Origin of the sequence: Marininema mesophilum (assembly GCF_900106775.1) — a bacterium.
GTDB lineage: Bacteria > Bacillota > Bacilli > Thermoactinomycetales > DSM-45169 > Marininema > Marininema mesophilum.
On record NZ_FNNQ01000014.1, the window covers coordinates 97,698 to 107,692 of the forward strand.

Consider the following 9,995-nt stretch of genomic DNA (forward strand, 5'->3'; position numbering starts at 1 on the left):
CTTTCCGGGAATTCGTTCGTAAACTACGAATCGCCAGATTTCCAACAAGCCGCACCCCCTTTCATAGGGAGTTTGACCGGCCCCCGGCCATCACTTGCGTTGCCATTTCATTGTACCAGTCTAGGGGGGAGAAACTACCAAAAATAACTTGAGGGAGTAAGTAGACTGATTTTTCAGACCAATAACTAAAAATCTTAAATCTATCATTGCTGTATGAGGCGCACAGAGGCAGATACGATAGATTGAGAAGTATAAGGCGTTTATTCAGGGTTTCTATATATTGGCAGTATAATTGGGATCATGCATTCGTATAAAATGTAGCTAAGTAGAGGAAGGGATACTTTATGGGGAACATATCAGACAAATTGAAAGCGATGAAGCAGGTAGAGTATCTATTATTCTCATTCTTCATTGGAATCATCATAGGAATTCTTACAATCCTAGGGCAAGGAGTTCTCCCGGAATATTGGGACTCACTTGCTAATTCTGGATCAGTTTGGCTACTACCAGCCTTTTTTACAGGCTCACTAGGTTCATCAAATTTGAAGTCCATCATATCCAGCATCTTAACATTGCTTGGCATGGTAGTAGGATATTACGGTTATGGCATGCTTATAAAACATGTTCCTTATTCAACAGCCTTTATTTCATTATGGACTGTTATGGCACTAATCGGTGGGGCTATTATCGGTCTAGCCGGTTTTTATTGGAGAAATGATGGACATCCAATGCATAAATTTGGAAGTTCCCTCATTGGTGGTGTATTTATTTCAGAAGGGTTAACTACGTTCATACACTTCAATGATTATTCTCATATGATGAACGTTGGTATAGTTCAAATAATTTTTGGGCTTGTTTTGATTTATTGGTTAGAAAAAAGGGATCGTATTTCCTGCTACAAAGCATTAATGCCTATTTTAATTTTAGGGATAACCATTTATGAACTGCTGCATTCAATTAACTTTTTGTTAATGATAAGATAGCTTACCGGACAATAAATTTAAAGCGCACTTCACTTATGTGAGTTCGTCCTTTAGGTAAAGCTGCCAATGATCCTCTCGGGCTTCGTGGTCTTCCCCGCATCAGGATTCCGTCAGATCCCTCCGTTTACGTGGAGTACCTGCCCCGTTACATAGGATGAATCATCTGATGCCAAATAAATGTAAGGCAGGTGAGAAGGCAGTGAGGGGTTTCCAGAAAAAAACGGAGTCAAGAAGCCGAGTGGGGAAGTCGGAGATTGGACTTAGGGTAAATTATTCGGTATCGTGAAATAGAGACCTATAGGTAGAGGATAAAAAAACCAAATATTAAGTGATGATATGATCCTCCTTAGGTTAACATGACTTCTGGAGTGTAAATAATGAGCTTTAATCGGATTGATATAGATCGATGGGGTAGAAAACCTTATTTTGAACACTATATGAAAGAAAGCAAATGTACTTATAGCATTACAGTAAACTTGAATATTACTACGTTGCTTAATATGATAAGAAATAAGAATGTTAAGCTGTATCCTGTTTTTATATACATGGTTTCAAGGGTTATCAATTTATATACTGAGTTCAGAACTTCTTTTAATGATAAGAGGCAATTGGGATATTGGGATGAAATGTCACCGAGCTATACGATTTTTCATAAAGAAGATCATACCTTTTCCGTAACGTGGACGGATTACTCAAATGATTTCTCTCTATTTTATAAGCGCTATCTAAGGGATTTGGAGCAATTCGGAAACAAAAAGGGGCTTTGGTCAAGAGGAGAACTGCCAGCTAATACATTCTCAATCTCTTTTCTTCCTTGGGTTAGCTTTACTGGTTTCAATCTTAATCTTTATAATGATGCGGAGTATTTACTCCCTATTATTACAGGTGGAAAATACTTTTCAGTTGGGGAAGAGGTATTTTTGCCTGTTTCTCTGCAAGTTCACCATGCTGTGTGTGATGGTTATCACGTAAGCATTTTTGTGAATGATCTGCAAAAACTAGTGGACTCTTGTGAAGAATGGCTAATATAGCATATAGAAGGGTCTTCAAAGTTTCAGAAATCAATCACCGAAATCGTTGCCATGGGTAGCAAGGTGGCAGCGGCGATAAAAGGAACCACGATTCTTTTATTTTTAGAAGGATCATGGTTCCTTTTATTGAGGATAGGGGCATAAATGAAGAGTCCTAGAATCACACTAATCCTCGATACATCATTTTTCTCACATGAGGGAGGAAACCTGGATGAGTGATGATTCTAAGAACGGAACTACTCCAAGTACCACTGGAACTTCGGTTACCGGTGTCGGTGGCAGTACAGATCGGAGATTGTCTGAGAGAGAGCAAGAAGATACATTGACTAATCGTCAAGGACACCCGATTAGTAATAATCAAAACATCCGTACAGTAGGGAATCGAGGACCATCTACTCTAGAGAACTATAATTTTTTAGAGAAGATTACCCACTTTGACCGAGAACGTATTCCTGAACGGGTAGTTCATGGACGTGGAGCAGGAGCGCATGGTTGGTTTGAAACCTATGGAAAGGTAGGGAATGAACCTGTCTCCAAATACACGCGGGCGAAGCTATTTCAAGAAGCAGGGACAAAAACCCCGGTCTTTGTCCGCTTCTCAACAGTTATTCATGGGATTCATTCACCTGAAACATTACGTGATCCACGGGGGTTTGCGGTCAAATTTTATACAGAGGAAGGAAACTGGGATCTGGTCGGAAACAACCTCAAAATTTTTTTTATCCGCGATGCAATCAAATTTCCTGATCTCGTTCACGCCTTTAAACCAGACCCTGTAACCAATCGTCAGGATACCACCCGTATCTTTGATTTCGTCAGTCAAACCCCTGAAGCAATGCATATGATCACTTTCCTGTTCTCTCCATGGGGAATCCCTTCTAACTACCGCCAGATGCAAGGTTCCGGAGTCAATACATACAAATGGGTCAATGCGGAGGGGAAAGCGGTATTGGTTAAATACCATTGGGAGCCCAAACAAGGGATTCTAAATCTCACTCAACCAGAATCCGAACAAATCCAAGCGAAAAACTTTAACCACGCGACACAAGACTTGTACGAAGCCATCGAACGAGAGGATTATCCGGAATGGGAGCTATATGTACAGATCATGGAAGATAGCGACCATCCAGAACTGGATTTTGACCCCCTCGATGATACAAAACTATGGCCAAAGGAGCAATTTCCGTTTCTTCCAGTTGGACGGATGGTGCTGGATAAAAACCCGACTAACTTCTTTGCTGAAGTGGAACAAGCGGCCTTCGGTACAGGTGTCCTCGTAGATGGACTCGATTTCTCTGACGATAAGATGTTACAAGGGAGGACTTTCTCCTATTCTGATACACAACGCTATCGAGTAGGAAGTAACTATCAGCAACTGCCGATCAATGCTCCGAAAAAGCATGTAGCAACCAATCTCCGGGATGGTCAAATGGCTTATTACGTCGATATGGCTCCAGGAGAAGACCCTCATATCAACTATGAACCTTCCTTACGAGCCGGTCTGAAGGAAGCAGATACTGGCGGAATTCCCCACGAACCCTATGTGGAGGGGAATGTAAAACGAGAATCGATTGAACGAACCAATAATTTTGGCCAGGCTGGCCGCACCTTTAGAGAAATGGAAGAGTGGGAGCGGGAAGATTTAATCAACAACCTGGTGATTGGTCTTGGACCTTGTGATCCTCGCGTTCAAGAGAAGATGCTGGAGATGTTCCACCAATGCGATGAAGAGTACGGTCGCCGTGTGACTGAGGGATTAAGTCGCTGGAAGCCCGGTGCTCTTCCTGTAGGAGGCGGTGGCCCCATGGGAGCAAATGGCACTGAGGAAGCTGTACAGTGGTCGATGGAAAAGGGGCACCCCTCAGATTTCTATTGATTTATCCTGATCTCGTTAGCAAAAAAAGAGCATGTTTCATTTGATTCATGGCAATGCATCCAGAATTCTGGGAGTCGTAATACCAGAGTGTCAGCTTGGATACAATAGAAAAGCCAAGGTGCTGAAACACCTTGGCTGGGAGTTGACAACATTGGCCAAGCTGGAACCTCTGGGTAAAAAGTGATACCTTAGGTTGGGAGCCGGGGGATCACTTTTTTGTTGTGTTGCGAACAAATTCTACAACTTTAATTGGCGGTGAAGCGATTTCATCCGTTTATTGCGAAATTGGTGGCTCCACCGTTGCCACTCGCTGACTTTTATTTCGGGATGATAAAACTTTTTCACCATAACCGATGACATTATGTTTTGAAATATATTCTCTTATTTCTTCTGAAATATATTGGGCTCTTCGTCTGTATCTATTATCACCTAGACGTTCCGGATGGAAATGCAAAATAATGTCCCTTGTTTCTTTATAAAACCAGTGCTTCTACTCATTAAAGATATCACTCTCAATTTTATTTAAAATGCTCGATAGATTGTTTTTGCGATCTGAAAATTTGTTGTTATCTATATGCTCATGCTCGTAATTGGGTATGTATCACCCACTATATACGAACGTAGATTCCTCCAACACCAAAGTATTGCATAAAAAAATTCTTCGTTCTAATATAGTATCAACTTATGGCTTTCCAGTCGAGTAGACATATCTAAATCCCATCCTTTCGTTAACTGCGTTAACGTGAGGAACTTATTATGCCCCTCACAGGACTGTACGTGCGGTTTTCTCGCATACGGCCCCTCATCAATACTCACTTTGTCATTCTTCATCCGATATAGATATTATGTTTGATCTCAGGAGTTGGGAGAGGGAATAGTCGAACATACTGCATGTACTGATCCCAGTTCATACTCTTTTTCTGGCTTCTCCTATTCAGCCACTTGTAGGCCTAATCTGCGAGTCAGTCTTTAGAACACTCGTAAACTAGCTACTCATAGTGACCTTTTATTTTGACAGTCAGAACTGCCCACCACTCCTTAAGTCCAACCATGCATCTCACCGATTTCAACCAACTATTCATTTTCTTAAGAGACTCATTGAGTTTCTTCCTTTTGTTTTCCTTCCTACTTTAAACTTCCCTTTACGAGTTAGATCACAAAAGTGTGTAAAACCTAGGAAGTCAAACGTATCTGGTTTATTGCCTAGAGGGTGGGATCTGTCTTTTTATTCTTATCCTCACCATTTTCTGCGTTATCTTCTTTCTCATCTTCCTTTTCTTCATGAAACTCAATGCTAGCTTGACCGGTAATGTGTTCAAATGGTGCATAATGAATATCGATAGTTCTTTTTTTTACAAAAATTTTAATTGCAATAATTGATAATAAAGAAACTATTGTCAAAAAAATAACATAAGTAGGATATTAACTAGGAACATGAAAATCCCTCTTCTTATTAGAGAAACTGTAGTTAAAGAAGCGATCCTTTGATGATAAAGTCTATGGTTTGCAAACCTACTTCATAACCTACTTCATAACCCGTAGTGCTAGTTAAATAATAGCCCTTGCAAAAAAAGGAATCCCTCATATTGAAAGTGCGAACAATTCATAAGGAGGATTCTCATGCAAGTGCCTTTTCATAGTATCAAAACCTTCCCTCAAGTTCACCATTTGTTATCGAGGATATTAAAGGAAGTAGAGAAAGCTTACGAGATCATCGTCCCCTATTTTGTACAAAATCGACGGAATATTCACCTACAAAAACAATGAGATGCAGTGATCATCGCGGTTCATCTTCTTGGACACATGATTGGCTTTACCTCAGAGCGAATGTGGCACCGGTTTGTTTGTGAGAATCTATTTCCTTTTCTGCCTAATTTTAATATATCTAGTTTTACCCTCCTTCCAATTATCGTACACATTTTACATTCTCAGCTCTAAGAGGTATATAGAGGGTTTGGATTGAAGCTGAAAAGAGATGGATGTATATTTTCGAGAGTTACAACGCTTAGATCACATATATCGGGCAGAAGTTGATATGCTCTATTTTTTCTATGAGTATTTCTCTGAGGCGAGAAACCCAGTTAACCCAGATAACTTAGTTCCTTCGGCGACAGTGGATAAAGACGGTGCACCTGAGTTCCATAGGAAACTCTCAAGGATTTTGGATTCGGTATCAAACCGAAATAAAACCGCTCGAATAGCATGGGCGGCAAGTCGCGGACATGCGAAATCAGCTTATCTATCTAATGCGTTCCCAGTCCATGAAATAGTATTTCGCAAGCGAAGAATGATACTGATTATTTCAGAGACGAATAGTGGCTCCATTAATTTTCTCCGGTGAGCTTCGTCCCAACTTAAATATAATATGAAGTTAAGGGCTGATTTGGGGAACTTCTTTTTGAACAGAAATCCCGAAATGAAAAGGATTCCGAGACTGCTTTTCTTACCACATCGGGGACAAAAATGGAGGCGACATCACTGGGATCTCAGATCCGGGGCTTCCGCAACGGCTCTCAGCGCCTGATTTATTTATCTTAGATGGCTTGGAATCGCGGAATTTCTAAGTTATCTCACAGTGATTCGAGATACAATGTGAACCTGGTGTTACAGCAAAATACATTTCAACTCCACTATAATTATATGAAGTTTTTCCGATATTTTGAAATAAAAGTTTTCCTAATCACGTTGTCAATGGTGATGGAGGCATAAAAAAATAGAGTAGCGAGGGTGTTCGATCTCCTCGCTACTCTATTCTTTAATAATCGGGCTTTTACAATCTCTAATGCGGTGTATAGAAGTTGTTTTAACTAGGTTTTTGGAATTATTATTCGCCTTCTTCAGGTGGGTTATCTTCGCCGCCTTCTCCAGGTTTAACATGTGAACCCGGTGTTATGGGATAATACAGTTCTTTGGAATTATATTGGAATGAAGGGTTAGCCAATCCTTGTTTAAAACCGTAGTCTCCCGGATATTCCTCAGCGTTGATCAGTTCTTGTAAACCGGTTCCAGGTTCAAGGGTATAAGTGTTTGTCAATTGATACAATGCTCCTCGATAGACGTCATATTGATAAGCTGAATTATCAGCTTTTGGCACTCTAGTTTGATCTTTATACGTTACTTCATCCGAAATGGCAATCTCTTCGCCAAATGTATTCGTTAAGTCCGTACTAAATTCTTCTGTAACTTTCCCTGGAACTATACCGCCACCTTCTTCAACACTAAACTTGAATCCAATAGTCCATGCAAAACTATATGATTCTGTCTTCGATACACCATGTTTAATATCTAGCCCAGACCACCACTCTGCGGAATTGGCAACGGTACTTGTTCCAAGTAATTTATATTTGCTCTCTCTTTTTAACTTGGAGGTTCCATCAAAAGCTTTACTCCAAGCCATGGATGGTCCATATTTTTCTACCATCCATGCTTCGCCATGCTGAGCCCTCTCGTTATTAATTGTCTCAACTGGGGCAGTGTTTGTTGCACCTGTTTTCACATCATAGAGCCCCTTTTCAATGGTACCATCCGATTTTTTTTCTAAATAAACTCCAGCATCTGTGAATTCCTTTGACCCATTAAAGTGTGCTTGTACACCTTTTAGTTTAAAATATACGACATCTCCTATTTTCCCCGAATCAGTTGTAGTTGTTCCGCTTTCCGGTGCAGGCGCATAGGGATCTTCGGATAATTTAGGGTAATTGGCCTCATACGGACTAGCCTCTTTATTTTGTGGTGAATCTAGTAATTTATTACCTTTAGATTGTGGTGTAGTATTATAGACTGGTGTTTTTTTACCATCTTTGCTGTCCACCTTATACCCTTGAATATACTTATCGGGTAGCTTCGCATCTTTCTTTTGTGCAGCAAAGGCTTTTGAGCTCGCACCCACACTCACACTAGCAGCTAGTAGTAAAGCCATCACACCTGTAAACAATCTTCTTTTGCCATTTTTCATGATCTTCTCTCCTTTTATTTAATTGTGTCCCCCTCTTTCTATCTAAATTAATTAAATAGATAAACTAAGGCTTTATCAAGCTAAAGTTATTGGTGATGTTGGCAATATATGCATGGCCTGACAGTCGCCAGTTTCTATGACAATGACAACGTGAGAAGGTAGATTTACCCTAGTAAAAAAAGAGGGCCTGGATAAGGCCCATTGGAGAACAACAATATAAATTAGGGAGAAAATATAAGGAGAAAAATCGAAGACGGTAGCATCGAATGGGGGCCGTTTTTCTAAGGGGAGATTATGCCGAAAGTACCTCGGAAAAAGCTTATAAGAATAACGACAAGCATGGTTTATGTATTTTCAATGCCAGCATTCACCTTGCGATGAGATTGCGTCCAGAGCCTCAATTTCCGTATTTTGTCGTTCTTGATGAACCACACCACTATATCAAAGGTTCTGAAGTGTGGAAGGGTGCGGCGGTGACCAGCCGCAAGTATCGCGTAGCCCACATATGGATGTTTCACAACTGGGAGCATATGCCGAAGAACGGCGAGTGATTATTGAGTCGGCTCTTCCGCATTATTCGTTATACCCGATATCAAAAAAGACGTTTCAAGAACTAAAGGAAGAGATCGCACCATATGCTGTTGAAGATGCGATGAATCTAAAGCGTTGGCATGGGATTAATGTCATTAGATCGGGTGGTGAAGCTGTTCATCCATTCATTGCGAAGATGTCTCCGCCTCCGTTACCTCTGGATCTTTAAATCGAAAATGAAACTTTTGACGCAATAGTTGACAAGATACCCGTAAAGGTGTAGTATAATCCTTGTGATTTTGAGGCGCGTCTTTAGATGGTCTAACACATAGGTCGAAAAAAGCGCATAAGTAAATCGTTAGAAATATTGCCATTGAGCGGATGTGGCGGAATTGGCAGACGCACTAGATTTAGGATCTAGCGCCTTTGGGCGTGGGGGTTCGAGTCCCTTCATCCGCACCAGTTTTGTTTTAAGATGATATACCAAATGGGCGGTCGTGGTGGAATTGGCAGACACGCTACCTTGAGGGGGTAGTGGCCTCTGGCTGTGCGAGTTCGAGTCTCGCCGACCGCACCAAAATGGGCTTTTATGTGATTTGGCTCATTTGAAGCCCTATTTACGAAGAGAAGACCACTACTCGGTATTTTAATCGAGGAGTGGTTTTTTGTGTTGAAGAAATTCGCTATTCAACCCAAAACCACTAACTCACTTGGAGAAATAGTTCAATATTGACTACGCTTAAAATTCAATGGTGAAGAGCCCGTTTCCTTGCGAAAAGCAGCATAAAACTGATTTGGTTCTCTGAATCCTACTGCATAACATATCTCCACATTATTCATTTCCCCATTTAGAAGCAATTGCTCTGCTCGTTGTATACGAATTTGATTGAGATACTGTCGAGGACTAAGTCCCGTCTTGTTCTTGAATAGCCGTTGCAAATGACAAGCGCTGATTCCCACATGGTTAGAAATCTTCTCCAATGTCCACGATTGATCATACTTACTTTCCAATAATTGTTGAACTTGATCAACAACTTCTTGAGTAGGCTCATAGTTAGCTTGGAGAAGATCGGGACGGCACCGTTTACAAGGCCGATAATTGGAACAAAGCGCATCCTCGATGTGAAAAAAGTATTCCACGTTTTCTTCCTTGGGCGTCTTTGATCTACATGAGGGACGGCAAAATATTTTAGTAGTTTTTACTGCATAATAGAAGCATCCATCGTAGGTTCCATCGCATTGAACCACTGCCTGCCATAACTTTTCCGACTGGAAAGTTTTAATTTTTCACACCTCCAAGTTCAATCGTGTTCATGTGGGATGAAAGCCCCCTTCTAAGAAGAATTAACTTGTGCTTTAGAATCTCTCCTGTTTCTTGATTTCTTATAGGTGAAATACAGACCACTAACAAAGGCAGGCACGATGAGGTGCAATCCAAGGAAAGGACTAAACAGTACCAGCATTATAAGCGAAATCAATCCGCTAACCCAAACCATGGAATTCTTTTTGTATAATTTCATTGCCGCCATCATGGAAAGGATGTAAACAACTATGCCTAGGGAGTTCGGTATAAAGAGTAACTTCGTGAAATGTATCCCTAATCCTGTGGTGATCATTAC

General features: G+C 40.8%; 7 protein-coding genes, 2 tRNA genes and 3 pseudogenes. 7 read left to right on the forward strand and 5 right to left on the reverse strand.

Annotated elements, in window-relative coordinates; translation table 11 throughout:
• The first annotated feature begins 344 nt into the window (after positions 1–344).
• Positions 345–983: a DUF6518 family protein gene (locus tag BLV90_RS13295; protein WP_091742002.1), complete on the forward strand. Its 639-nt coding sequence runs from the start codon at positions 345–347 to the stop codon at positions 981–983.
• A 110-nt stretch (positions 984–1,093) separates the two neighbouring features.
• Here the strand turns inward: BLV90_RS13295 and BLV90_RS16880 are convergent.
• Positions 1,094–1,189, reverse strand: a pseudogene (locus BLV90_RS16880) (NAD(P)-dependent oxidoreductase); the annotation flags it as partial.
• A gap of 171 nt (positions 1,190–1,360) precedes the next feature.
• Here BLV90_RS16880 and catA point away from each other — a divergent pair.
• The gene (gene catA / locus BLV90_RS13300) at positions 1,361–2,014 is read left to right on the forward strand and encodes a type A chloramphenicol O-acetyltransferase (RefSeq protein ID WP_091742005.1); all 654 of its coding nucleotides are present in this window, start codon (positions 1,361–1,363) and stop codon (positions 2,012–2,014) included.
• Positions 2,015–2,225: 211 nt separating this feature from the next.
• Positions 2,226–3,890, forward strand: coding sequence for a catalase (locus tag BLV90_RS13305; RefSeq protein WP_091742008.1), 1,665 nt, complete (start codon positions 2,226–2,228; stop codon positions 3,888–3,890).
• 1,203 nt (positions 3,891–5,093) lie between these two features.
• Here BLV90_RS13305 and BLV90_RS13310 read toward each other — a convergent pair.
• On the reverse strand, positions 5,094–5,291 hold the full coding sequence (locus BLV90_RS13310; RefSeq protein ID WP_245726356.1) for a DUF3951 domain-containing protein: 198 nt from the start codon (positions 5,289–5,291) through the stop codon (positions 5,094–5,096).
• 333 nt (positions 5,292–5,624) lie between these two features.
• On the opposite strand from BLV90_RS13310, the pseudogene BLV90_RS16015 reads away from it, so the two are divergent.
• Positions 5,625–5,750 (forward strand): annotated as a pseudogene (locus BLV90_RS16015) (IS982 family transposase); the annotation flags it as partial.
• Positions 5,751–6,714: 964 nt separating this feature from the next.
• Here the strand turns inward: BLV90_RS16015 and BLV90_RS13325 are convergent.
• A complete protein-coding gene (locus BLV90_RS13325) occupies positions 6,715–7,845 on the reverse strand; it encodes a hypothetical protein (RefSeq protein ID WP_091742014.1) in 1,131 nt (376 codons plus the stop codon).
• A 266-nt stretch (positions 7,846–8,111) separates the two neighbouring features.
• Here BLV90_RS13325 and BLV90_RS13330 point away from each other — a divergent pair, with 266 nt between their 5' ends.
• The 3 genes from BLV90_RS13330 to BLV90_RS13345 all read left to right on the forward strand — a co-directional run bounded on the left by BLV90_RS13330 (position 8,112) and on the right by BLV90_RS13345 (position 8,953).
• Entirely contained in the window at positions 8,112–8,396 is a 285-nt protein-coding gene (locus BLV90_RS13330; RefSeq protein WP_091742017.1) for a hypothetical protein, read from the forward strand.
• 357 nt (positions 8,397–8,753) lie between these two features.
• Positions 8,754–8,838 (forward strand) — tRNA-Leu (locus BLV90_RS13340).
• A gap of 29 nt (positions 8,839–8,867) precedes the next feature.
• A tRNA-Leu gene (locus BLV90_RS13345) sits at positions 8,868–8,953 on the forward strand.
• Positions 8,954–9,099: 146 nt separating this feature from the next.
• Here BLV90_RS13345 and BLV90_RS13350 read toward each other — a convergent pair.
• Together BLV90_RS13350 and BLV90_RS16415 are read right to left on the reverse strand one after the other, a co-directional pair.
• On the reverse strand, positions 9,100–9,624 hold the full coding sequence (locus BLV90_RS13350) for a bifunctional transcriptional activator/DNA repair enzyme AdaA (protein ID WP_245726357.1): 525 nt from the start codon (positions 9,622–9,624) through the stop codon (positions 9,100–9,102).
• A gap of 86 nt (positions 9,625–9,710) precedes the next feature.
• A pseudogene (locus BLV90_RS16415) lies at positions 9,711–9,995 on the reverse strand (amino acid permease); the annotation flags it as partial.

Coding starts and splice junctions, on each gene's coding strand:
- catA (WP_091742005.1), top strand. CDS start 1,361: ATGAGCTTTAATCGGATTGATATAGATCGATGGGGTAGAAAACCTTAT.
- BLV90_RS13305 (WP_091742008.1), top strand. CDS start 2,226: ATGAGTGATGATTCTAAGAACGGAACTACTCCAAGTACCACTGGAACT.
- BLV90_RS13325 (WP_091742014.1), bottom strand. CDS start 7,845: ATGAAAAATGGCAAAAGAAGATTGTTTACAGGTGTGATGGCTTTACTA.
- BLV90_RS13295 (WP_091742002.1), top strand. CDS start 345: ATGGGGAACATATCAGACAAATTGAAAGCGATGAAGCAGGTAGAGTAT.
- BLV90_RS13330 (WP_091742017.1), top strand. CDS start 8,112: ATGGGGGCCGTTTTTCTAAGGGGAGATTATGCCGAAAGTACCTCGGAA.